Origin of the sequence: Paractinoplanes ferrugineus (assembly GCF_016862195.1) — a bacterium.
Classification (GTDB): domain Bacteria; phylum Actinomycetota; class Actinomycetes; order Mycobacteriales; family Micromonosporaceae; genus Actinoplanes; species Actinoplanes ferrugineus.
In genome coordinates this window covers 162532-184828 of the sequence record NZ_BOMM01000003.1, presented here as the reverse complement: position 1 = coordinate 184828, position 22297 = coordinate 162532, and the positions used below count along the sequence as shown (strand labels likewise).

Here is a 22297-nt window from a genome sequence, read left to right as displayed (position 1 = left end):
GACGGAGGGGCTTTCCATGCGAGTACGCACGAGGTGGGCGGTAGCGGCAGTCGGGGTCGTCGCGGGGGCGACCTGGCCGGTGGTGCCGGCGATGTCCGCGTCCGCCGCCGAAGTGACCACCAGCCTGCCGGGGACCTCGTTCTCCGCGGTGCTCGTCGACGACGCCCACGGCCACGTCTATGTGACCGGCGCGGACAAGCTCGCCGTGCTCGACCCGTACGGCGCGCTCCAGCAGCAGGTTCCGCTGAGCGGGGCGGCCGGGATGACGCTCGACGGCTCGACGCTCTACGTCGCGCTGGCCCAGAACGGGATCGCCGCCCTCGACACCGCCACGCTCGCCGTCGAGCGGACCTTCCCGACGCCGGCCGGCAGCGGGATCTGCCCGGCCCACCTCGCGGCCACCGGCGGCCGGGTCTACTTCACCTACGGATGCGCCGACTCGCACGGCGGGCTCGGCTCGCTCGACCCGGCGACCGGCACGATGACCCTCGGCCTGGGGGCCGCCACGCCGGACGCGCGCCCGGTCGCGGCCGCCGGCGGCAAGCTGGTCACGTCGGCCGACGACGGCATCGACCTGTACGACCTCAGCGGTGGTACGCCGGCCCTGATCACCTCGGCGACGCCGTGCACCGCACCGAACACACTGGCGTTCAACAGCGGCCGGATCCTCGCCTCCTGCCAGGCGCCGTCGAAGGGCCTCGCGCTCTCGGCCACCGACCTGAGCGTGACCGGCGAGTACGGCTCGAACAACCAGCCGCCGGTCGGCATCGCGGGCAGCGCGGACGGCTCGACCGTGGCCGTCGTGACCACCACCGATTACGCCCCCACCGTCTGGGTCAGCTCGGCAACCGGCGCAGCGTTGCACGACTTCCCGCTGCCGGCCGGCGAGACGATCGATTACCGGGGTGTCGGGCTGAGCGGGACCGGTTCCACCGCGTACGCCGTCTCGCACCTCTCACACGCCTACAAGCTGCATGTCTTCACCGCCGAGGCGCAGACGCCGGCCCTGACCCTGACCGGTCCGGCGAAGCTCGACGCGGGCAGGCCGGTCACGCTCACCGGCACGTTCGGTGGCGGCGCCGGCAAGCAGCTCGCAGTCACCCGCACCGACCTGGCCGGCCGGCACAGCCTCGCGGCGGTCACCACCGCGGCGGGCGGCGCGTTCACCGTCACCGACAAGCCGGGCGGTGGCGACAACGTCTACGCCGTCTCGTTCGCCGGCGACGACAAGTGGGGTCCGGCTCGGGCGAGCGCGACGGTGGTGGTCGCCCGGCGCGCCACCGCGGTCTCGCTGCGCACCGATCACTCGCTCTACTCGTACCGGGCGGCGGCCGAGGTGACGATCCGGCTGGCCGGCACCTCCGGCACCGTCTGCCTGGCCAACACCACCGGCCAGTCCACCTGCACCGGCACCGACCGGGCCGGCGTCGCGCGTCTGTCGTTCCACCCGATGACCCACAACACGGTCCTGACCGCCTCGTTCGCCGGCAACTCGACGTTCGCCCCGGCGTCGGCGAAGGTGCGCGTCCACACGTCCGCCCAGGTCCAGGAGACGCTCCGGGGCACCCGCCTCGGTGTCCTGGTCCAGCCGTACCGCCCCGGCGCAACCGTGCGCTTCACCGAGCAGGCCGTGGTGCACGGCAAGTGGCGCACGGTCGGCACCCGCACCGCCCGGCTCGACGGAAACAGCCGGGCCATCAGCGGCGCGCTCGGCACGATCGGGCGAGATCGCGTGTACCGAGTTCGTGCTTCCTTCGTCGCCGACGGCCTGAACGCGGCGTCCGACGGCGCCTGGAAGACCTTCAGGACCCGCTGATTTGCCGGACCTCGCGATTTTCGGAGTCATCCGCTCCCGGCGGCAAAGTGGTGTGGGCCAGCATCCGCCGGTCAGTGGGTCAGGCGCTCCGTCGGTCCCGACTTTCCTTGCTCCCCGCCATTCGAGTCCGCCACCGGGGTCACCCCGCGCCAGCGCTGACTGAGCCGATAGGCGAAGGTCCGGACACCGTGCACCAGCCACCCGGCCGACGGTCAAACGGCGGCGCTGAGGACGGCTCCGGTACGGAAAGTGTCCTTGCCGGCGCCCTTGGCCTCGTACAGGGCGGCGTCCGCGTCCTGAAGCAGCCGGTCCAGGTCGTGCCCGGCGCCCTGGCACACCGCGATGCCGATGCTGGCCCGCACCCGTAACTCCCGGCCGGCCACCGTCATCGGCTCGGCGATGTCGTGCAACAGCCGGCGGGCCACCTCGTCGGCCTGGTCGGGGCCGGTCAACCCGGGCAGCAGCGCCACGAACTCGTCACCGCCCAGCCGAGCCGGGGTGTCGACGGCGCGCAGGGCGGATCCGAGCCGGCGGCCGACCGCGACCAGCAGCGCGTCCCCGGCGGCGTGCCCCATCGTGTCGTTCACCTGCTTGAAGCCGTCCAGGTCGAGCAGCAGCACGGCGGTGTGCTGCTCGGCCACCCTCAACGCGGCCGCCGCGACCTGGTGGAACGCGGCCCGATTGGGCAGGTCGGTGAGCATGTCGTGATGGGCCTGATAGCGCAGGCTGCCGATCAGTCCACGGATGGTGAACAGCAGCAGGAACTGCCGCAGCATCGCGAGCGTCACGGCGGCCAGCAGGAACCAGACGAGCACCGGGGCGAGGGTGCCGTTCTTGACGTACGCCCGGAGCACCTCCGCGAGGGCCAGCAGCACCGGGATGTAGGGCAGGGCCGGCCAGATCCCGGCGAAGATCCGCTCCCCGGTGCGGTCGGCGGACGGCAGCACCGTGCGGCTGGCCAGCCCGATCAGCAGGACGGCGATCAGGTAGCCGGCGCCGGCCCCGGTCGCATACCACGACAGGCCCGTGGCGTTGTTGTGCGCGGCGAGTCCGGACGTCACGGCGAAGGTGGCCAGGCCGCCGGCGAGCAGGCGCAGCGCGTACCCGTTGGGGGTGGGTTTGCTGCGGGACATGAGCACCAGGGCGAGCGCGGCGGCAACCGCCTCGATCGCCAGGATCACGGTGAACATGAGGTAGGTGCCCGGGTCGAGCCGGGCCTGGACATCGTCCAGGATGAGTTGCCAGGCCAGCGCGAACAGGGCGCCCGCGACCGCGGTGACGTCCAGGGCCACGGCCAACCGGCCGGACACGTCCGACTGCCCGGGTGAGGCCAGCACGAGCGCCGCCGCGGCGAGGACGGCCGCGACGATCGACAGTCCGTCACCGGCGTCGTCGAGTGGCCGATCAAGGATGGCGGCGGCGGAGTAGAAGATGTATGCGATGCCGAAGATCCCGGCGGCGAGCGAGCCGAGGAACCAGCCGGCCCGGCGCCGGCCGACCTCCCGGCCGGCCCACCGGGCGAAGCCGGCGACCGCGAAGAAACTGGTCGCCCCGATCGGCACGCTGGCGACGACGATGCCGGCCCGGTCGGACAGCCGGGGCAGCACCGCCTGGAGCACGAAGCCCGCGAGCACGACAGCGGCCACGCGCGGCAGAAGCAGTCGCTTGAGCCGCTTTTCCACCTGCCTACGATCGGCCTGATCGGGCGATAGCTGAGCCGCGGCGTGCCGCCACACTCCGCTCGGACCGCATCGGGGCTCCGATAGTTTCGGCGATGCTGATTGTCGAAGCGCTTCGATCAGCTGATCAGGGCGGTCGCAACTTTCGGCCACCGGGCGAACCGAAGAGTTGACTTTCGCCTCCCTGACAACGACGCTTGTCTATCAGATCCCCACCGGGGTTCTCGGGAACGCCCGTGCGGCGCGGCAGTGGGTGGTCGCGTCGCACGGGTCCACCATCGGCGCGGGTCCACTATCGGCGCGGCGGCCGTTGCCACGGCCCGGTCCCGGCGGCAAGGTCGGGTCATGACCACCGTCCTGCTGATCCACGGCCACCCGTTCGACCACACCCTGTGGGACCCGCAGGCCGCCGCCCTGCGCGCGGCCGGCCACCGAGTCGTCGTCCCCGACCTGCGCGGCTACGGCCACGGACCGGCCGCCGGCGACGTCACCCGGCTCGGCGACTTCGCCACCGATCTGGCCGCCCACCTCGACGCCGAGGGCATCGACCGGGCGGTCGTCGGCGGTGTCTCGATGGGCGGGCAGATCGCGATGGAGTTCTACCGCCGGTTCCCGGCGCGGGTGGCCGGCCTGATCCTGGTCGACACGTCCCCGGTTCCCGACGACGAGGCGGGCCGCGCCTGGCGCTACGAGATGGCCGAGCGGCTGTTGACCGAGGGCATGACGGTCTACGCCGACGAGGCGCTGGAGAAGATGATCACGCCGTACCACGTGCTGGCGAAACCGGACGTCGCGGCGCACGTCACCCGGATGATGCTGGCGACGCCGCCGCACGGCGCGGCCGCCGCGTTGCGCGGCCGGGCGCGGCGTCCGGACTATCGCCCGACCCTCGCGTCCGTGCGGGTGCCCACCCTGGTGCTGGTCGGGGCCGAGGACGTGTTCACCCCGGTGGCCGACGCCGAGCTGATCCACGAACTGGTGCCGGGCAGCGAGCTCGTCGTGATCGAGCGGGCCGGCCACCTGCCCGGCCTGGAACAGGCCGAGCGGGTCAACGAAGTCATCCTGAAGTTCCTGGCCGATTAGCTCACGGCCGCTCGGCCAGCATCCCGTTCAGCTCGCCGTAGGGCAGGCCGCCGGCGATCGAGGTGTACGTGCCGGAGCCGAGCGCCTCCCGCACCGCCGCACGCATCACCGCGTACGCCGCCTCGGCCACCCCGGAGCCCAGGCTCACCCGGGCCACGCCCACCGCGGCGAGCTCCGCCACCGTCGGCGCCCCCGGCCACACCAGGATGTTGACCGGCGCCGCGATCCGCGCCACCAGGGCCTTGACGGTGTCGAGCTCGATCGCCCCCGGCACGAAGATCCCGTCGGCGCCGGCCGCGAGGTACGCCTCGGCCCGCTCGACCGTCTCCTCGAGGTCCTTGCTCCCCCGCAGGTAGGTGTCGATCCGCGCGTTGAGGAACAGGTGCGGCCCGGCCTCGCGGGCCGCTTCGAGACGCGCCACGTAATCCGCGATCTCCCGCCCTTCGTCCTCCAGGTTGAAGCCCGCCGCACCGGCCGCGACCAGGCCACGAATCGTCTCGGCGACGTCGGCCGGAGCCGAGCCGAAGCCCGCTTCGATGTCGGCGGTCACCGGCACCCGGACCGCGCCCACCACCCGCCGCACCGCCTCGACGGCCGACGCCCGGTCGAGGGCGTCACCGTCGCGTGCGCCCAGGCTCCAGGCCACCCCGGCGCTGGTGGTGGCGACCACCGGCGAGCCGGCCTCCTCGGCGACGCGGGCGCTGGCCACGTCCCAGGCGTTGGCGAGCACGAGTGGCTGCCCCGGCACGTGCAGGGAACGGAGAAGTGCTGCTTGTTCGGTCACGCCGGTAAGTCTTCGCCGGTTGTCGTCAGCGGCGTAAGGTTTCAGCGCCGGCTAAATCCACGGAGGCGGAATTGGCCACCATCGGCCTGTCAGCGGCGGCCGCGACGGAGATCCGTTTCGCCCTCTCCAGCCTGTGGGAGGTCGTGGCGGGCGTCCGCATCCGGCGCGGCCCCGGCGTTCCCGCGGTGCACCGCGCGTGGTCCGGCCGGCTCTCCGAGAAGACCCTGCTCTGGCATCTGGTCGCCCCGGCCGGCGGATATACACCCGATTTCCTCACCCCGCCGCCGACCAGCCTCTCCGCCGACCTCGAACGCGAGCTGGCCGAGCTGCGCGCGACCCCCGCCGCCCTGGTGCGCGCCCACCTCGACCTGCTTCCCACGCGGCCCGCCCCGCTGCGCGACCTGCATGCCGATCCCGAGGCGGGCCTGACCCGGCTGGCCGGCGAGATCGCCGACTTCTGGCAGGCGGCGATCGCCCCCGACTGGCCGCGGATGCGCGCCCTGCTGGACGCCGAGGTGCAGCGCCGAGCCCGGCACCTGGCCGAGCACGGGAGCGCCCGGATCCTCAACGACCTGCACCCCGCGGTGTCCTGGCACGACGGCGTCCTGTCGATCGACCAGCCGCACTGCCTCGCCCCCGACGTCGCGCGGGGCACCGGCCTGGTGCTGATCCCGTCGGTCTTCGTCTGGCCGTCGGTGCTGACGGTGACCGCCGGCGACGTACCCCAGCTGGCCTACCCCGCGCGGGGGGTGGCGACGCTGTGGGAGCGTTCGGCCCGCCCGACCGAGCCGTTGGCCGCGTTGCTTGGCCGGGGACGAGCAACGGTGCTGCGTGAGATGACGACCGCGCTGTCCACCACGGAGCTGGCAAACCGCACCGGCCTGACGCCGGGCGGGGTTTCCCAGCACCTGACCACGCTGCGAGCGGCCGGCCTGGTGGTCACTCATCGTCAGGGCCGGGCCCTGCTGAACACCCGGACCGAAGTGGCCGAAGCTCTGCTGGCCGCCTCGTCGTAGCCGCCTCTACAGCGGCAGGACGACCGCTGTCGGACTGCCGGCCACGCAGGTTACTGTCGTCCGATAGCGCGTGAACATGCTCCGGAAGATGGCTGCCGGGGCCAGGGAGGGCCCCGGATCGACGTCCTCGACGCTGTAGCCCGGCTTGGCCTCCCACCAGGTGAACTCCGCTCTCCCGGTGCCGCAGACGGCGAAGACGATCCCGCCCGGCGATTCGAGGAGCTTGCCTTCGGGCTCCGGCGGCGGGGTGGCCGAGGGGGTCGGCTTGGCCGTGCCCGGCGCGCTCCTCGACGGGGCCGGCCGCACCGGACTGACCGAGGTGCTCGGCTCACGCCCGCGCACCTGCGGGCTCGCCGACCCCGCGGTCGCCGAGGGCCGAATGACCGCACTGCTCCGACTGACCGTAGGCACTCCCGCCTGCCTGCTGACGCTCGGTGCCACGGTCGGGCCGGCGGCGGCCTCCGGTTCCGCGCTTCGCGCCCCCGTGCTCCGCTGCAACCCCAGCCCGACAAGGGCGGCCACGACCAGAGCGACGATCACCCCGACCAGAACGAACTGCTTCTTCGGTACGCCTCGGACCCAGCCCCCGGAACGAGCCTTCGACTGCGCGCGCAGAACCTCGGTCTCCGCCGCCGCGGGTCGATTCCGCGCCCCGCGCCCGGTCAGCCCGGCGGGCCTCGCGTCGGCCGCGTGCTCCCGATCGTGCCCGCCACCGGCCCGCTCCCCCGGCCCAGCGCCTCGATCCGCCCGCGGCCCGGCTGACAGGACCGCGCCCGGCCCGGAACCCGGGCCCGCGTTCAGCCCGGCAGCCCGCTCCGCTTCCGGCCCGGCGTCGACTCCGACGGCCGAGCCACCAGGAGTGGAGCCGGGGGGCCGGGCCGGCTCCCACACTCCGGTCTCGGCGGCGAAGTCGTCCGGCTCACCCGCGGCGACGCTCGCCGGCGAGGGCGGGGGGCTTGCGTCGACTCGTACCCGACCGGGGTCTATCGCCAGGGACGCCTCGGCCGCGTCCCCGAGAATGGCCGACACCTCGGTCGCGCTCGGGCGGGACGCCGGGTCCTTGGCCAGGCAGCGGGCGATCAGCGCGATCACCGCCGGGGGCACGCCGGGCGTTTCGGGCAGCGGGGCCGGTTCGACGTAGACGTGCGCCCGCAGCATCTGGGTCGTGCTCTCGACCGACCACGGCGATCCGCCGGCCAGCAGGCGGTAGAGCAGAACCCCCAGGGCGTACACATCGGACGCCGGCACGATCGCGTCGCCGGTCAGGCGTTCGGGGGCCAGGTAGGCGGGGGTGCCGACAAGCATCTCCTCCGGCGCCGCCGGGCCGGCCGCGGCGGCGATGCCGAAGTCCACGACCTTGGCACCGGCCGGGGTGACCATGATGTTGGCCATCTTGATGTCGCGGTGCACCAGGCCGTCGGCGTGCGCGGCGGCCAGCGCGGCGGCCACCTCGCCGCAGATGCGGAAGACCGAGCGCGGCGGGAGTTTGCCGGTGGCCACCCGCTGCTGCAGGGTCGGCCCGTTGATCAGTTCCATCACCACGTAGGGCGTGCCGGTGTCGGCGGCCTCGCCGTAGTCGTAGACCTGGGCGATGTTGGGGTGGGAGAGGGTCGCGGCGGAGCGGGCCTCGTCGCGGATGCGCGCGCGGGACTGCGGGTCGCCGGCATAGCGGCCGGCGAGCAGCTTCACCGCGACCGGGCGGCCGAGCACCTCGTCGCGGGCACGCCAAACGACGGCCATGCCACCACTGCCGAGCTCATCGAGCAATTTGTAGCGGCCCCCGAGCGTTTGCTGAACCTCCACCGTGGCAGTGTGCCCGTCCGAACAAGAAATCGCACATCGAAGACCACTCGAATGCCATTCATGTTTCATTTTCCGGGACCGTTGAACCCGATATGTTTACGATCCGTACAAATGATCAACGCCCCTATTGATCAACTTTCGGGTGCGGCATCGACCATTGGGTGAACTGCCGGGCGCGACCGAGTTTGTCCAGCCGCAGGAGCCAGAGGTTGCTGACCACCCGGTCGGGGAAAGTGCTGGTGCCCTCGATGACCGCGAGCCCCTCGGTGATCAGCACGGGATGCCAGTCCAGGGCCATCAGATCCGGCAAATGCCGAAATTTCGCCCACTGCTTCACTATCTGGTCACGACCGCGCCACGGCGCCGCGTACGGCTCACTGAAGTACGTCGCATCAAGGGCGAAGAGCTCCCCGATCGCGTACGCGTCATTGGACTCCCACGCCTTGCCGAACCTCGACACCCATGCCGACACCACGTCGAGACTTCCCACCTGCGCCCCCGCTCCCTTGCTGCGGGTCAAACCCTAAAGTCGCAGGTCAGAGCGCAACTCATGCGGGTCGCCGGAACTTGTCACCCGGTCGGCCGGTGGCACCTGGACCGCCGGCCTGCCCGCTACCCCTCGGTCGGGTGCCGCATCCACCACTCGGTGAACTGACGGGCCTGCCCCAAATTGTCCAGCCGGAGCACCCACAGATTGCTGTACGTCTTGTCGGGATAAGTCGTCGTCGCCTCGATGATTGCCAAATCCTCGGTCACCAGCATCGGATGCCACTCGAAAGTGGTCGAACCCGGCACATCCCGGATTTTCAGCCAGTTCTCCACGATTTTGTCGCGGCCCAGCCACGGTTCCGCGTAAGGCTCGGTGAAATAGGCGGCATCGTCCGCGAATAGGTCGCCGATGTCGTGCGGATCATTCGACTCCCACGCCTTGCGATAGTTCGCCACCCACGCCGTCACCGCATCGAGACTGCTCATCCGCGCGCCTCCCCAGGTCGTCCCTGGTGCGCAGCGTAGGCGAGCTTGCTGAACTCCGGCAGTGCGCCGTTCCACAACAGATCGGTGACCTGGCTGAGCAGGATCACGGTCAGCCCCTCGGCCGGATCGTTGAACCAGTCGGTGCCGTACCCGCCGGACCACCCGTACCGTCCGGGGCCGGCCACCTCGTCCGCCCGGACCGCCACCGCCATGCCGTAACCCCAGCCCTGGCCGCCGAGCAGGAAGCCGCCCGACTCGATCTGCTCGGGGGTCAGGTGGTTGGTGGTCATCGCCGCCACCGACTGGGCGGAGAGCAACCGGGTGCCGCCGGTGACGCCACCGTTGAGCAGCAGGCGGGCGAACGCCAGGAAGTCGTCGGCGGTCGACACCAGGCCACCGGCGCCGGACGGGAAGATCGGCGGCTCGATCCAGCTCTCGGGGGCGCTGCCGCCATCGACGATCCGCCCCGTCGACTGGTCGGTCCGGTAACAGGCCGGCAGTTCCTCGGCGCGGTCGGCGGGCAGCCAGAAACCGGTTCCGGTCATGCCGAGCGGCGCGAAGACGCGGTCGTGGAGCAACTCGGGCAGCGGCCGGCCGGACGCGCGGGCGAGCAGCACACCGAGCACGAGGCTGCCGGAGTTGTAGAGCCATCGCTCGCCGGGCTGGTGGATCAGCGGGAGGGTGCCGAACCGGCGGATCCACTCGTCCGGGTGGTGCGGGGTCGGCGGGTCGGGTTCCGCCATCACCAGGTCGAGATCGCGCCAGGCCCGCACGATCGGCCAGGACGGGTCGACCTGACCAGCGGAGATGATCGTGCCGAAGCCGAAGGTGAACGTCAGCAGGTCGGCCACGGTGACCGGGCGGGCCGCCTCGACGGTGTCGTCGAGCGGGCCGTCGGGGCGGCGCAGCACCCGCTGGCCGGCCAGCTCGGGCAGCAGCTTGGCGACCGGCTCCTCGAGGTCGAGCACGTCGTCCTCGGCGAGCATCATCGTGACGGCGGCCAGCACCGGCTTGGTCATCGACGCGATGCGGAACGGCGTGTCCCGCCGCATCGGCACGTCGCCGCCGAACCGGGTGACGCCGACGGCGTGCACGGCCACCTCGTCGGCGCGGGCGACCAGCACGACGACACCGGGGAACTCGCCGCGCTCGACTCGGGCGGCGATCGCATCAGATAACGAGGTCATGGATACAGCCTGCCAGCACCGTTAGGGTCGGCGCATGGAGCAGAACTGGCGGCACCTTCCGCCTGTGGCCCGGCCGATCGCGGCCGCGGCCGGCGCGGCGGTCGAGGCCGCCCAGCAGCACGACAGCGAGGCGCTGGCCGATGCCGTGGCCGGCCTGGCCGCCCTCGACGCGGCCCGGACCGGCCTGATCCTGGGCGTGGCGGTGCGCCTGCTGCTGGAGGCCAACCACCCGGACGGCATCGACGCCGCGAGCATCCGCGACGTCCTCACCCATGCCGTCGGCAGCGCCGGGTGGCAGGCCGAGGTGGACCCGCACGTCATGTTGCTGCTGCTGGCCGGCGCGCTCGGGGTCTCGGATGAGGACGACGACACCCCGCCGCCCAAGCTCGACGAGTGGTCCCGCCACGCCGCGCTGCTGCTGGCCGACCTGCTCGGCACCCGCCCGGTCCGGCCGTTGCTGACCGCCGCCCTCGCCGAGATCGAACACACGCAGCTGAACGACTGATCGGTCGTTGAACACGCCGGGTGTTCGGCGTCGGAGGAGACGATCATGGAGTTGCGTCCGCTGGTTCACGTCGGTGACATGGGCTCCTCGCTCACCTTCTACGAGAGGCTCGGGGCCGAGATCATTCACGGTGGACGCGATTCCGAGTGGGTGCTGTTGCAGCTCGGCACCGTCCAGATCGGCCTGCGTGCCCGGCCGGCCGACGAGACCCGGGGCGAGACCCCGATCGAGCTGCATTTCGGCGCCGAGGGGCCGCTCGAGCAGTGGGAGCGGCGGCTGCACCGGTCCGGCATCCCGGTCATCGAGGTGTCCGCCGATCAGGACCTGGGCGAGCAGCTGTGCGTACGCAGCCCGGACGGCATGCTCATCAAGATCAGTCAGCGCGAGCCGTAGACGCGGGCCCAGTCGCAGATCGCGGCGAGCGGCTCCCGCAGGGTCAGGCCGAGCGGGGTGAGCTCGTACTCGATGTGCTGGGGAGGCTCGGCCTTGAGCACCCGGCGGGTGACGAGGCCGTCCTCGGTCATCCCGCGCAGCGTCTCGGTGAGCATTTTCTGGGTGATGCCGGGCACCCTCCGCCGCAGGTCGGCAGGGCGACGCGGCCCCGGCAGAAGCGAATAGATCAGCAGCACCCGCCACTTCGCGGCGAGGCGCTCGAGCGCCTGCCGGGTGACGCAACTCTCCTCGAGCACGTCCGGAACCACCAAGTCCACGGCCACCCTCCCCATGGGTACGCGGAAGTGCCTTCTGTCCTCCCGCGATCCGGCCAGCCTAGTGTCACGACGTGACCGAACGAGTGACGTTTCGTAGCGAGGGCCTGCGCCTGGCCGGCCTGTTGCACCGCACCGACAATCCCCTGGCGATCGTCCTCACCGGACCGTTCACCGGCGTCAAGGAGCAGGTGACCGGCGACTACGCCGCACGGTTGGCGGCCGAGGGCTTCACCACCCTGGCCTTCGACCACCGCGGGTTCGGCGAGAGCGAGGGCCGCCCGCAGCACGAGGACAGCCAGGGCAAACTGGCCGACCTGCGGGCCGCCGTGGGTCTGCTGGCCGACAACGGCTACCGGGTGGCCGTGGTCGGGATCTGCCTGGGCGGCGGTTACGCGATGAAGGCGGCCGCCACCGATCCGCGGGTGACCGCGGTGGCCGGCGTCGCGGGCGCCTACAACAGCCCGGCCTGGTTCGCCGAGCGGATGGGCCTGGCCTCCTACCGCGAGGCGCTGCGCGGCATGCTCGAGCGTTACGACGAGTTCCTCCCGGCGGTGGCGGCCGACGGGGAGGCCGCGATGCCGGGCGAGGAGCCGTGGTCGTACTACTCGAAGAACACTACGAACTGGGTCAACCGGGTCACCCGCGGATCGCTGCACAGCCTGATGACGCTCGACGTGCTGTCCGCCCGCCCGCTGCTGCCGCCGAGCCTGGTGGTGCACGGCCGCAAGGACGACTACTGCTCGCCGGAGCTGGCCACGGCACTGAATGCCGACGAGACCGTGTGGCTTGACTGCGAACGCCACGTCGACCTGTACGACGCCGAGCCGTACGTCAGTCAGGCGGTCGCCGCGATCACCAAGTTCTGCAGTCGATAAAAGTTTGCAGCCTCTGAAACTTTGGCCGTAGTCTTGCGGTCGTGGGCCTCCGCGATCGCAAGAAGGAACTGACCCGCGCCTCGTTGACCAGCGCCGCCCTGCGCCTGGCCGACGAGCGCGGGCTCGACCACGTGACTGTCGAGGAGATCAGCGCGGCGGCCGACGTGTCGTCCCGGACGTTCTTCAACTACTTCGCCACCAAGGACGACGCGATCCTCGGCGAGCCCGCGATGGCGCCCGAGGTGTTCCGCGAGCGGCTGCTGGCGCTGCCGGGCGACGTGCCGATCCTCGACGCCGTGCAACGGATCTTCGCGCCGGTGCTCGAGCAGATCCAGGCCGACCGCGCGCTGTGGCTGCTCCGGCTGCGCGTGATCAAGAACAGCCCGTCGCTGCTGCCGGCCCTGTTCGCCCGCGGCCTCGCCGAGGAGCAGCAGTTCGTGGCGGCTGTCGCCACCCGGGTGGGACTGTCCCCGGACGACACGTTTCCCCAGCTCGCCGCCGTGACCACGGGAGCCGCGTTCCGCGTCGCGATGATGCGCTGGAGCGCGGCCGAGCCCGGCGCCCAGCTCGCCGACTTCGTTCAGGAGGCCTTCGGCATGCTCGCCGGCGGCCTCACCGCTCCCAACCCGAACAAATAAGGAAGTTGTGACATGTCGGTCACCGAATCCGCCCGGATGACGCCCCGCGAGGTGATCCAGGCGCTCTCCGGCCTCATGCTCGGCATGTTCGTCTCGATCCTCGCCTCGACGATCGTCTCCAACGCCCTCCCCCGGATCATCGCCGACCTCGGTGGCAGCCAGTCCGTCTACACCTGGATCGTCACCACCGAACTGCTGGCGATGACCGCGACCGTCCCGCTCTGGGGCAAGCTCGCCGACCTCTACAGCAAGAAGCTGCTGATCCAGCTGTCCCTGCTGCTGTTCGTGGCCGGTTCGCTGATCGCCGGCTTCACCCCGGACGTCGGCGTCCTGCTGATCAGCCGGATCGTGCAGGGCGTCGGCGCCGGTGGCATGACCGCACTGGCCCTGATCGTGATGGCCGCGATGATCCCGCCGCGCGAGCTCGGCCGTTACTCCGGCCTGTTCGGCGCGGTCTTCGGCGTGGCCACCATCGCCGGCCCGCTGATCGGCGGCGTCCTGGTCGACACCGACTGGCTGGGCTGGCGCTGGTGCTTCCTCATCGGGGTGCCGTTCTCGGTGGCCGCGATCGCCCTGCTGCAGAAGACCCTGCACCTGCCCCCGACCGCCCGGCGCGAGGTGCGGATCGACTGGCTGGGCGCCTTCCTGATCACCGCGGGCGTCAGCACCCTGCTGATCTGGTCGACGCTGGCCGGCCAGCACTTCGACTGGGCCTCGTGGCAGACCGTCGCGTTCGTCCTCGGGGGTGCCGTGCTCCTGGGCCTGGCCGTGCTGGTGGAGGCCCGGGCGGCCGAGCCGATCATTCCGCTCGGCATCTTCCGCAACCGCACGGTCAGCCTCACGATCGTGGCGAGCGTGCTGGTCGGGGTGGCGCTGTTCGGCGGTACCGTCTTCCTGTCGCAGTACTTCCAGGTCGCGCTGGGTAAGTCACCGACCGTCGCGGGCCTGATGAGCCTGCCGATGATCTTCGGGCTGCTGGTCTCGTCGACCGTCGCCGGACAGCTCATCACCAAGTTCGGCAAGTGGAAGATCTACCTGGTGTCGGGGGCCGTGGTGATGACCGGCGGCATGCTGCTGCTGGCCCAGATCAACGCGCGGACCAGCGTGCCGGCCGTGTCGATCTACATGCTGGTGCTCGGCATCGGGGTGGGCATGCTCATGCAGAATCTGGTGCTGGCCGCGCAGAACGACGTACCCGCCGCCGAGCTGGGCGCCACCACCTCGGCGCTCACCTTCTTCCGCAGTCTGGGCGGGGCGATCGGCGTGAGCGCGCTGGGCGCGGTGCTGGCCAACCGGGTGACCACGATGTTCGCCGAACGGTTCGGGGCCGCCGCGGGCTCGGCCGGGGAGGGCAAGGTGCCCGACCTCGCCACCCTGCCGCCCCAGGTGCTGGCCGTGGTCAAGGACATCTACGGCGACGCGACCGCCGACCTGTTCCTGGTGGGTGCGCCGATCGCGTTCCTGGCGATCATCGCGGTGCTGTTCGTCAAGGAGAAGCCGCTGTCGACCCTCTCCGGTGACGAGCGCCTGGCCCAGGAGAAAGCGACCGCGCTGCACTGAGTGCGGCGCGGTGGAACGGGCGGGGCTGGGCCGAATCGGTCCGCCCTCGCCCGGACGGGTGAATCTCAGGACGGACGCAGGCCGACCTGAGTGCGCGGTGATGGGGGTTCGGCACAGCCCAGCAGGCCGACCAGCCCGGAGACCCAGAGCTGCCGGTAGACCGTCGGGCTGGGATGGCTGACCACGAGTTTCACGCTGCTTGCGGCGGCGGTGTGGAAGCAGGCCACCAGAATCCCGATGCCGATGCTGTCGATGAGCATCACGCGTTGCAGGTCGAGGCAGATCTTGGTGGGTGTGCCACTGGTCAGCACGTCGTTGACGGCGTCCCGCATCACGTGGGCGTTGTCCAGGTCGATCTCTCCGCTGGGCGCGATCTCGACGGTGCCATCGGCCAACTGGCGGGTAGTGATCGGCAGATACACGGCTGCCCTCTTCCTGGCGTCGAGCCGACCCGACGCCGAACAATTCCACGCGGAGTCACGCCCGCCGGCCCGTGAGCCCAACCGGGCGTCGGCACCTCGCCCAGGTGCCACCCTCCAACCGCGTCCCTACAACAATCCGCTGGCCTGCAAGTTACGCCACGTAGGCGCGGAACGCCAGAGTAGTTCATATGGCCTGAATGTGCGGGAACGGTCAGCGCGCGGCGGGAACGTTGACGTTCCACGTATCCGGGCCGAATACTCACGGCATGCGATGGAGTCCGCTTCGGTATGTATGACGTCTTTCCGAGGCCCGGTCTCACGTGTCCCGAAGTGCCCGACATCCTCCACTTCAGCAGCGTAGATATCGATCAGGCGCGCACGGCGCTGAATCGCTTCTACTACCCCGTGGCAGTCGGCATCCCGGACGACGGCGAGGGCTTCGGCCTCGGCATAGAAGTGATCCAACTCGGACCACTGACGGTCGGGCAGCTCAGCTATGCCTCGCCGATGACGCTCGCGGTCGCCGAAATCGACGCATACCACGTGAGTCTGCCCATGGTCGGCCAGATGCAGGCCCGGCATGCCGGGCACGAGATATTCGCCGACCCGTCGACGGCCGCCGTCTTCGGCCCGGGCAACCCGGTCTACACCATGCACGACGGTAATTCGGCCGAGCTCGCCATCAAGATCGAACGAGTTGCCCTCGAACAGGAACTCGCCCGCCTGCTGGGTCGCCCGATCGAGGGACCCATCGACCTCCCCCCGCAGATCGACGTGTCGAGCGGGCCCGGCCACAGCTGGAGCCGGCTGGTGCGGCTGCTGCACGACGAGGTGGCGCACCCGGAGAGCCTGATCTACCGGCCGCTGATCGCCGAGCAGCTGCGCGGCTGTGTGCTGAGCGGGCTGCTGCTGAGCGTGCCGCACCGCCATCACGACGAGCTGACCAACCCCGGCACCGCCGGGCCGCCGCGGGCCGTCCGCCGGGCGGTGGACGCCATCCACGACGAGCCGGAGCGGCCGTTCACGGTGGGCGACCTGGCCGCCGTCGCCGGGATGAGCGTCCGCTCGCTCCAGGAAGGCTTCCGCCGGCACCTCGGCTGCCCGCCGATGGCCTATCTCCAGCAGGAACGCCTCCGGCGGGCGCACGAAAGCCTACGCCGGGCCGACCCGGTGCGGGTCACGGTGGCCGCGATCGCGCACCGCTGGGGCTTCGCCCACCTGGGCCGCTTCGCTTCCGCCTACCGCACCCGCTTCGGCGTTCCGCCGTCGGAGACCCTGCGGTCGTCCGGCTGAGAAATGCCGGTCACTCTCCCGGGTCGCGACGCGGTTGGGGTACGCCGTTGGTCCGGCTCACCCCGCCCGGAGCCCCGAAGACCTGTCCGCGTGGCGGAACCCAGTCACGGAACTGCCCCAGCCGGCGCGGCACGGCGATGAGCTCGCCGTCCCCGGCGCCCCGCTGCTCGCGCAGATAGGACACGACCCGGGCGGCGGCCACTCCGCCGTCCTCGGCGATCGCCAGCATCATCCGCCGGGTCTCGGCCGCCTCCGGATCACCCGGATCGATGCCGGGCAGCTCGTCCGTCGTACGGCGAAGCAGGGCGGCCAGACCGGCAAGCGCCTGCATCACGTCACACGCATCCCGTTCCGCGTCGGACAGGCTTGTCACGCGTCTCCCCCTCACCACACGGTTGAACAGTCGTGTTCATGCATGCGGGGCGCGGCATGCCCTGACCACCTGTCCACAAACGTGCCAGGCCGAAAATGTATTCGTCTCACTACATAGCGTCGATCCATAACACGCGAGCCCTGTCCAGTTAGCGCTCAGTTCGTCCCATCGACGACATGATCGTCCGTTTCGGTCACCTGGTCAGTCCGCGCCCGAGGGGGTAAGACGAAGGTAGCCGAGCTTGGAGGATCAGATGACCGAGAAACCGCGCCCACCACTCGAGGAGAGCCCGGAGGTGGCCGACGCGATCCAGGACGACGTGGCCGTCGACGCCTTCATCACCGGCGGGGGCACCGATCAGGACACCCCGGAGTTCCTCCCGCCCGGACCGGAGCCTCAGTGGCGTACGGGCGCCGACCAGCCGTGGGATCCAGCGGACCTGGCCGTCGCCGAGGGCCGCGACCCCACCCCGGAGAACGTCGAGCGCGCCCGCCGCGAACTGGCGGAGGACGGCCCGGCGGCGATCGAGCGCACCGTTCCCTGAGACTCCCGCAGCCGGCGCCGGACGGGCGTCAGCCGCTCATCCGACGCGGCGGACAGGCACCGTCCGGCCGCTGGTGACCGCCTGCTGGGCGGCTTCGAGGACGGCTGTCACCTCGGCGCCGAAACGCACGTCCAGTTCGGGCGCCGGGCCACCGGCGGCGGCCGCGAGAAGCTTGTCGATCGCTCGGCCGAGGGCCTCGGTCGGTGCCCACTCGGCCGCCGGGACGGCCCGCACGCCGGCCTCGCCCGCGATGATCGTCTCCTCGCGCTCGGAAGCCGGGGCGGCGTCGACGGTCAGGTTGAGCGTGCTGATCGCGCCGCTCTCGTGCCGCACCAGCACGTGCGTCATGTCATGCGGGCCGGCCATCCCGGCCACCTCGACGGCCGGGCCGAGCACCGGCAGCAGCATGGCGAGCGCGTGCGGCCCGACGTCCCACAGGCCGCCGCTTTCCTTGCGCCACGGTGACTGCCCGAACGGGTTGTCGCCGACGAAGATCGAGCCGAGATGGTCGACCCGGCCCTCCCGCCAGCCGCCGGTCGCGGCCGCCTCGGCCACGAATCCGGCCACCGGCGGCATCAACCGGCGGGTGAAGAACACGATGGAGGCGAGGTCGCGCTCGGCGACGGCGGCGGCGATCTCGTCGGCCTCGGCCGCGGTGAACGCGACCGGCTTGTCGAGCAGCAGGTGCTTGCCGGCGCGCGCCGCCCGCAGCGCCAGCGGCGCCTGGACGTCCGGCGGCAGCGCGATGGCGACGGCGTCGACGTCGGCGAGCAGGGCGTCGATCTCCGCGTACGGCTGGGCGTCGAACTGGCCGGCCAGCTCGGCGGCTTTGTCGGGATTGCGGCCCCAGACCCCGACAAGCTCGACATCTGGGTGTTCCGCGAGGGCCGGTGCGTGGGCCTGGTGGGCCCACGGTCCCGTGCCGAATAGTCCGAAGCGCATGATCGCAAACTATCCCGGCCGCACGCGCCCGGGCTACTCGCCATCAGTACTCTTTGCCGGGTGAACGGACCCCTGTCGGTCGCCACCATCGTCGTCGCCCTCGTGCTGGCGGCCTGGCTCCTGCTGCGCGCCGCGCTCAACCGCGCGCCCAGCCGCTTCGACCTGCTGGCCACCGCCGTCCTCGGCGTGCTGGTGGCGGTGCTGGTGCTGGTCGCGGTGGCCGGTCTGGTCGGCGACCACCGGCCGTCGGACACCCCCACCTTCGCCGGCTACCTGATCACTACGATCGCGTTCGCCCCGGTCGCGATCTATCTGGCCCGGATGGAGCCGACCCGGTGGGGCAATTTGATCCTCGGTGTCGCCTGCCTGGTGCTGCCGGTCCTGGTGCTGCGCCTGCAGCAGATTGCGTCGGTGACCGTTGCCTGACCAACCGCCCGCCACCACTCGCACCCGGCCGGCCGACGCCGCCCTCAACACCGGCCTGGGCCGGTTGCTGCTGTTCGTCTACGGCATCTTCGCGCTGTCGGCGAGCGCCCGGGCCCTGGTGCAGATCGCCACCCACTTCACCGAGGCCCCGCTGGCCTACCTGCTGTCCGGCGTGGCCGGCCTGGTCTACATCGCGGCCACCGTCGGCCTCGCGATCGGCGGTGAGCGTGGCCGCCGGATCGCGCTGGTCAGCTGCAGCATCGAACTGCTCGGCGTGCTGATCGTCGGCACCTTGAGCATCGCCGACGCGGTCGCCTTCCCGGACGACACCGTCTGGTCCCGCTTCGGCAGCGGTTACGGATATGTGCCGCTGGTCCTTCCGTTCGTCGGCCTGTGGTGGATCTGGCGGCACCGCCCGCGCGCGGCCGCCTGACCCTTCGGGGTTCAGCGCGGGGTGCGGACCGCGATCAGGGCCACGTCGTCCTCGTGGTCGTCGTCGGCCAGTTCGGCATAGAGGCGGTCGAGCAGCTCGGGCAGCGGTCGGTCGGCCAGGCCGGCCACCAGGTCGCAGAGCTGACTCACCCGGTCGTCCCACAGGCTGGTGCGGGTCTCGATCAGGCCGTCGGTGTAGAACAGCACGGTCGAGCCGGGCGGCACGTGCCGGAGGTGACTGGTCCGCGAGGTGCGATTGAGCACGCCCAGGAGCGGGTCGCGCTCCTCGAGCACGGTGACGACACCGTCGGTGACCAGCAGCGGGCCCGGGTGCCCGGCGTTGGACCAGTGCAGCTGATGGCCGTGGCCCGACGGGTCCGGGTAGAGGTAGGCCAGCACCACGGTCGCGGCGACCCGGTCGCCCAGCACCTGGCAGGCCGCGTCGAGCCGGCGCAGCAGGGCCGCGGGTGGCTCGTTGCGGTCCACCAGCAGGAGCCGCAGTTTGCTGCGCAGCCGGCCCATCATGGCGGCGGCCGTCATGTCGTGCCCGGTGACGTCGCCGATGACCAGGGCCAGGTGACGTGGGTCCAGCCGGACGGCGTCGTACCAGTCACCGCCGACATGCTCGCCCCGGGCGGCCGACTCGTAGCGGGAGGCCACCTCGAACGGGGTCGTGTCGGGCAACTCGGAGAGCAGTGCCGACTGCAGGACCTCGGCCGCGGACTTCTGGGCGAAAAGGTAGTCGGCACGCTGGAGCGCCTGGGCGACGTAACCGGCCACAGCCGCCAGCACCGCCTGCTCGATCTCGTCCGGCGCGAAGGGCTGCTTCCAGACGAAGGTCAGCGCGCCGATCGGGCCGGTCAGACTGGGCAGCGGCAGGCTGACCGCGGCCTCCCAACCCATCTCGGCGAACGTCTCGCCGGCGTCCGGCGCGTACGCCCGGATCGCCGCCAGGTCGGGCAGCATCACCGCGGCGCCCCGCCGGATGGCCAGCGCGGCGGGCGTGACGACGCCCGAGTAGCGGCTCCACCGCTCGGCGACCGGGGGTGGCAGCACGTCACCGGACCGCAGGCTGATCCGCCCGGCCCGGTCGACAAGCGAGACCCCGACAAAGTCCGGGCTGAGCGTCACTGTCGCCAACTCCCGCAGGACCTTGACGACGTCGTCGACGGTGCCGGTGTTGGCCAGCGCGACGCTCGCCCGCAGCAGGTGCTGACTGCGGTCGAAGGCCAGCCCGGCCCGGCTCTCCCGACGCCGGGCGGTCTGCGTGGCGATCCGCAGCCGCAGACTGTCCGAGCAGGCCGCGGCCAGGTCGGAGAGCACGGTGAGCTCGTGGTCGGTCCACCGGCGCGGCACCGAGTCGATCGCGCACAGCGATCCGAGGACGTTCCCGCCCTCGTCGGTGAGCGGCATCCCGGCGTAGCTGATGACGCCCAGCTCGGTGATCGCGAGATTGCCGGCCACCCGCGGGTCGGTACGGGCGTCCACCACGATCAACGGCGCGGCGGTCTCCACCACGAGCTTGCAGAACGAGTGCGACAGCGGGGTCTCGCGACGCTCCTGCCACGGTTCACCCAGTCCGCACGCGCCCGGGAAGACCTGGCGGTCCGCCTCCACCAGGCTGACCAGCGCCACCGGCACGTGCAGCACCCGGCGCACCAGCTCGGCGAGGCGGTCGAACACCGGGTCGGGCTCGGCGGCCAGCCCGGTTTTGGTCAGCGCGGTGAGCCGGTCGTCGCTGGGTGGCGACAACGGCACGTCTCCAACGGTCAAGCGTCGGCCTCGATCGTGTGCGGGAGGAAGAACGACGTGTCCTTGGTTACCAGACCGTCGGTGCCCAAACCCTCGCGGATGCCCATGCCGGCCGGCTCGCCGTCGATCAGCCACGAGCCGATCACCGGGTGGACCGTGCCCTCGAGACCGTCGAACGCCGGGAGCTCACACAGCTCCTGCAGCACGAACAGGCCGTCCGCCCCGTACTCCGTCGGGTTTTCGGTGATGACCTGGCCGTCACGCACCAGCGTGACCGAGCCGCCCTCGCGGCCCCACACCGGCTTCTTGGCATAGCTGGTCATGGCTTTCGCCCCGGTGGAGCCGGCGAAATGGGCGGGCAGGAGATATTTGGAGCGTTCCGGGTCGTCGCCGAACAGCTTCCACAGCACCGGCAGCAGGGCCTTGTTGCCCAGCAGGGCGGCCTTGTAGGGCGGCTCGATCCAGACCGTGCCGTGCTTGGTGGGGTCGGCCATGTTGCGGAAGAAGCCCTTGCCGCCCTCCTCGGTCCAGAACCACTCCCACGGGTAGAGCATGAAGATGATGTCGATCGGCTGGGCCTTGCTCTCCTTGCCCGGTTCGGGCACGAAGACGACCCGGTCGCCGGCCACGTCCCAGCCGATCTGGCTCATCGCGATCAGCTCGACCGGGTAACCGGCCTCCTCCGCCGTCGACATCAGGTACGCGACGTTCATGCGGTCCTCGCCGGAGGTCTCGCTCGTCTCGTAGGCAAAGAAGATCTTCGGCTTTTCCGGCAGCCACGTTCGGGCCTCGCGCAACTTGTTGATGTTGCGGCGCCAGGCGCCGGGGTTGGCCGGCTCGCCGTCGGCGGCCTCCCAGCCGACCAGGCGGTCGTGGATCGAGTTCCACTGGCGCCACGGGTGCCGGGTGAGCGCGGTCTGGTCGGCCCAGTGCCACTGCACGACCGCGCTCTCGACCAGCGACGTCGGGGTCTGCGCGTTGAATTCGAGCAGCTTGGGGGTGGTGCCGGCGCCCTTGTACCAGAAGTCGAACCGGCCGTAGACGCTCGGCGAGTAGTCCGGTGTCTCCATCGGCAACCGCATGTCGGGGTCTTTGTCGTAGTGCGTCCAGGTCTCCGCGTCGCCGTCGAACCAGGTCCGGATGATCTGCTCGTGCGCGAACTCGGGGATGCCGATCTTGGCGAGGAAGCAGCTCGACGGGTTGCAGACGGAGGCGAAGTAGCCCTCACGGCGGCCCTGCACGGTGTGCCGCGGGCACTGCTTCACCATCCAGTCGCCGGCCTCCGTGCACATGGCGAACAGGGTGGCGGTGGCCGACTCGAGCTCGCCGATCTCGGCCTCGGTGAAGTCGTAGTACGGCCCCTCCTGCCAGTACGACTGCATCGTGCCGTCGGGCAGTTCGGTGTCGTTGTAGGTCAGTCCGAGACTGTAGTTGGTCAGCTTCCAACCGTCCCGGACCGGACCATAGGGAACTCTCCGCACG

General features: G+C 71.1%; 24 protein-coding genes. 12 read left to right on the top strand and 12 right to left on the bottom strand.

Annotated elements, in window-relative coordinates:
- Window positions 1–16 precede the first annotated feature (16 nt).
- Window positions 17–1816, top strand: a complete 1800-nt coding sequence (locus Afe05nite_RS03655; protein ID WP_203815500.1) for an NHL repeat-containing protein — start codon at window positions 17–19, stop codon at window positions 1814–1816.
- A 212-nt stretch (window positions 1817–2028) separates the two neighbouring features.
- Here the strand turns inward: Afe05nite_RS03655 and Afe05nite_RS03650 are convergent, their stop codons facing one another.
- Window positions 2029–3498, bottom strand: a complete 1470-nt coding sequence (locus Afe05nite_RS03650) for a GGDEF domain-containing protein (protein ID WP_203815499.1) — start codon at window positions 3496–3498, stop codon at window positions 2029–2031.
- Window positions 3499–3840: 342 nt separating this feature from the next.
- Here Afe05nite_RS03650 and Afe05nite_RS03645 point away from each other — a divergent pair, with 342 nt between their 5' ends.
- Window positions 3841–4578 carry an alpha/beta fold hydrolase gene (locus Afe05nite_RS03645; protein WP_203815498.1) on the top strand — a complete coding sequence of 246 codons (738 nt, stop codon included), beginning with the start codon at window positions 3841–3843 and terminating at the stop codon, window positions 4576–4578.
- Between the two features lies 1 nt (window position 4579).
- Here the strand turns inward: Afe05nite_RS03645 and Afe05nite_RS03640 are convergent, their stop codons facing one another.
- On the bottom strand, window positions 4580–5362 hold the full coding sequence (locus Afe05nite_RS03640; RefSeq protein ID WP_203815497.1) for an isocitrate lyase/PEP mutase family protein: 783 nt from the start codon (window positions 5360–5362) through the stop codon (window positions 4580–4582).
- A gap of 71 nt (window positions 5363–5433) precedes the next feature.
- Between Afe05nite_RS03640 and Afe05nite_RS03635 the strand changes: the two genes are divergently transcribed.
- Window positions 5434–6378 (top strand): ArsR/SmtB family transcription factor, encoded by a 945-nt coding sequence (locus Afe05nite_RS03635; protein ID WP_203815496.1) that lies wholly within the window; start codon window positions 5434–5436, stop codon window positions 6376–6378.
- 6 nt (window positions 6379–6384) lie between these two features.
- On the opposite strand, the gene Afe05nite_RS03630 is transcribed toward Afe05nite_RS03635, so the two are convergent.
- The 4 genes from Afe05nite_RS03630 to Afe05nite_RS03615 form a co-directional block, all read right to left on the bottom strand.
- Complete coding sequence (locus Afe05nite_RS03630; RefSeq protein ID WP_203815495.1) at window positions 6385–8181, bottom strand: serine/threonine protein kinase; 1797 nt, start codon at window positions 8179–8181, stop codon at window positions 6385–6387.
- A gap of 124 nt (window positions 8182–8305) precedes the next feature.
- Complete coding sequence (locus Afe05nite_RS03625; protein WP_203815494.1) at window positions 8306–8671, bottom strand: nuclear transport factor 2 family protein; 366 nt, start codon at window positions 8669–8671, stop codon at window positions 8306–8308.
- A gap of 122 nt (window positions 8672–8793) precedes the next feature.
- Window positions 8794–9156: a nuclear transport factor 2 family protein gene (locus tag Afe05nite_RS03620; protein WP_203815493.1), complete on the bottom strand. Its 363-nt coding sequence runs from the start codon at window positions 9154–9156 to the stop codon at window positions 8794–8796.
- The gene (locus Afe05nite_RS03615; RefSeq protein WP_203815492.1) at window positions 9153–10343 is read right to left on the bottom strand and encodes a serine hydrolase domain-containing protein; all 1191 of its coding nucleotides are present in this window, start codon (window positions 10341–10343) and stop codon (window positions 9153–9155) included. Before Afe05nite_RS03615 ends, Afe05nite_RS03620 begins: the two co-directional genes overlap by 4 nt.
- 34 nt (window positions 10344–10377) lie before the next feature.
- On the opposite strand from Afe05nite_RS03615, the gene Afe05nite_RS03610 reads away from it, so the two are divergent.
- Together Afe05nite_RS03610 and Afe05nite_RS03605 are read left to right on the top strand one after the other, a co-directional pair.
- On the top strand, window positions 10378–10848 hold the full coding sequence (locus Afe05nite_RS03610) for a hypothetical protein (protein ID WP_203815491.1): 471 nt from the start codon (window positions 10378–10380) through the stop codon (window positions 10846–10848).
- Between the two features lie 45 nt (window positions 10849–10893).
- Window positions 10894–11241, top strand: a complete 348-nt coding sequence (locus tag Afe05nite_RS03605; protein WP_203815490.1) for a VOC family protein — start codon at window positions 10894–10896, stop codon at window positions 11239–11241.
- Here Afe05nite_RS03605 and Afe05nite_RS03600 read toward each other — a convergent pair.
- A complete protein-coding gene (locus tag Afe05nite_RS03600; RefSeq protein ID WP_203815489.1) occupies window positions 11226–11558 on the bottom strand; it encodes a winged helix-turn-helix transcriptional regulator in 333 nt (110 codons plus the stop codon). The two genes, Afe05nite_RS03605 and Afe05nite_RS03600, sit on opposite strands and share 16 nt — an antisense overlap.
- A 71-nt stretch (window positions 11559–11629) precedes the next feature.
- Between Afe05nite_RS03600 and Afe05nite_RS03595 the strand changes: the two genes are divergently transcribed.
- From Afe05nite_RS03595 to Afe05nite_RS03585, 3 genes are read left to right on the top strand one after another with little or no spacing between them, the layout of a single operon-like run.
- Complete coding sequence (locus Afe05nite_RS03595) at window positions 11630–12433, top strand: alpha/beta hydrolase (RefSeq protein WP_203815488.1); 804 nt, start codon at window positions 11630–11632, stop codon at window positions 12431–12433.
- Window positions 12434–12474: 41 nt separating this feature from the next.
- Window positions 12475–13071, top strand: a complete 597-nt coding sequence (locus Afe05nite_RS03590) for a TetR/AcrR family transcriptional regulator (RefSeq protein ID WP_203815487.1) — start codon at window positions 12475–12477, stop codon at window positions 13069–13071.
- 12 nt (window positions 13072–13083) lie between these two features.
- Window positions 13084–14631: an MDR family MFS transporter gene (locus Afe05nite_RS03585; protein WP_203815486.1), complete on the top strand. Its 1548-nt coding sequence runs from the start codon at window positions 13084–13086 to the stop codon at window positions 14629–14631.
- Between the two features lie 65 nt (window positions 14632–14696).
- Here Afe05nite_RS03585 and Afe05nite_RS03580 read toward each other — a convergent pair whose 3' ends face one another.
- The gene (locus Afe05nite_RS03580) at window positions 14697–15053 is read right to left on the bottom strand and encodes an STAS domain-containing protein (protein ID WP_203815485.1); all 357 of its coding nucleotides are present in this window, start codon (window positions 15051–15053) and stop codon (window positions 14697–14699) included.
- Between the two features lie 330 nt (window positions 15054–15383).
- Between Afe05nite_RS03580 and Afe05nite_RS03575 the strand changes: the two genes are divergently transcribed.
- On the top strand, window positions 15384–16346 hold the full coding sequence (locus Afe05nite_RS03575; RefSeq protein ID WP_239117524.1) for a helix-turn-helix transcriptional regulator: 963 nt from the start codon (window positions 15384–15386) through the stop codon (window positions 16344–16346).
- A 10-nt stretch (window positions 16347–16356) separates the two neighbouring features.
- Here the strand turns inward: Afe05nite_RS03575 and Afe05nite_RS03570 are convergent, their stop codons facing one another.
- Window positions 16357–16719, bottom strand: coding sequence for a hypothetical protein (locus Afe05nite_RS03570; protein WP_239117523.1), 363 nt, complete (start codon window positions 16717–16719; stop codon window positions 16357–16359).
- 253 nt (window positions 16720–16972) lie between these two features.
- Between Afe05nite_RS03570 and Afe05nite_RS03565 the strand changes: the two genes are divergently transcribed.
- Window positions 16973–17263, top strand: a complete 291-nt coding sequence (locus Afe05nite_RS03565; protein ID WP_203815483.1) for a hypothetical protein — start codon at window positions 16973–16975, stop codon at window positions 17261–17263.
- Between the two features lie 36 nt (window positions 17264–17299).
- Here Afe05nite_RS03565 and Afe05nite_RS03560 read toward each other — a convergent pair whose 3' ends face one another.
- Complete coding sequence (locus Afe05nite_RS03560; RefSeq protein ID WP_203815482.1) at window positions 17300–18205, bottom strand: Gfo/Idh/MocA family protein; 906 nt, start codon at window positions 18203–18205, stop codon at window positions 17300–17302.
- A 60-nt stretch (window positions 18206–18265) separates the two neighbouring features.
- Here Afe05nite_RS03560 and Afe05nite_RS03555 point away from each other — a divergent pair, with 60 nt between their 5' ends.
- Complete coding sequence (locus tag Afe05nite_RS03555) at window positions 18266–18631, top strand: hypothetical protein (protein ID WP_203815481.1); 366 nt, start codon at window positions 18266–18268, stop codon at window positions 18629–18631.
- Window positions 18624–19064, top strand: coding sequence for a hypothetical protein (locus Afe05nite_RS03550; protein ID WP_203815480.1), 441 nt, complete (start codon window positions 18624–18626; stop codon window positions 19062–19064). The genes Afe05nite_RS03555 and Afe05nite_RS03550 overlap by 8 nt, the downstream gene beginning before the upstream one ends.
- An 11-nt stretch (window positions 19065–19075) precedes the next feature.
- On the opposite strand, the gene Afe05nite_RS03545 is transcribed toward Afe05nite_RS03550, so the two are convergent.
- Together Afe05nite_RS03545 and Afe05nite_RS03540 are read right to left on the bottom strand one after the other, a co-directional pair.
- Window positions 19076–20836, bottom strand: a complete 1761-nt coding sequence (locus tag Afe05nite_RS03545) for a SpoIIE family protein phosphatase (RefSeq protein WP_239117522.1) — start codon at window positions 20834–20836, stop codon at window positions 19076–19078.
- Entirely contained in the window at window positions 20833–22296 is a 1464-nt protein-coding gene (locus Afe05nite_RS03540; protein ID WP_203815479.1) for a glutathionylspermidine synthase family protein, read from the bottom strand. The genes Afe05nite_RS03545 and Afe05nite_RS03540 overlap by 4 nt, the downstream gene beginning before the upstream one ends.
- Window position 22297: the final 1 nt, after the last annotated feature.

What these genes read in the sequence shown, in the direction of transcription:
- Afe05nite_RS03655 (WP_203815500.1), top strand. Translation starts at nt 17, where the DNA reads ATGCGAGTACGCACGAGGTGGGCGGTAGCGGCAGTCGGGGTCGTCGCG.
- Afe05nite_RS03645 (WP_203815498.1), top strand. Translation starts at nt 3,841, where the DNA reads ATGACCACCGTCCTGCTGATCCACGGCCACCCGTTCGACCACACCCTG.
- Afe05nite_RS03620 (WP_203815493.1), bottom strand. Translation starts at nt 9,156, where the DNA reads ATGAGCAGTCTCGATGCGGTGACGGCGTGGGTGGCGAACTATCGCAAG.
- Afe05nite_RS03615 (WP_203815492.1), bottom strand. Translation starts at nt 10,343, where the DNA reads ATGACCTCGTTATCTGATGCGATCGCCGCCCGAGTCGAGCGCGGCGAG.
- Afe05nite_RS03610 (WP_203815491.1), top strand. Translation starts at nt 10,378, where the DNA reads ATGGAGCAGAACTGGCGGCACCTTCCGCCTGTGGCCCGGCCGATCGCG.
- Afe05nite_RS03605 (WP_203815490.1), top strand. Translation starts at nt 10,894, where the DNA reads ATGGAGTTGCGTCCGCTGGTTCACGTCGGTGACATGGGCTCCTCGCTC.
- Afe05nite_RS03585 (WP_203815486.1), top strand. Translation starts at nt 13,084, where the DNA reads ATGTCGGTCACCGAATCCGCCCGGATGACGCCCCGCGAGGTGATCCAG.
- Afe05nite_RS03565 (WP_203815483.1), top strand. Translation starts at nt 16,973, where the DNA reads ATGACCGAGAAACCGCGCCCACCACTCGAGGAGAGCCCGGAGGTGGCC.
- Afe05nite_RS03560 (WP_203815482.1), bottom strand. Translation starts at nt 18,205, where the DNA reads ATGCGCTTCGGACTATTCGGCACGGGACCGTGGGCCCACCAGGCCCAC.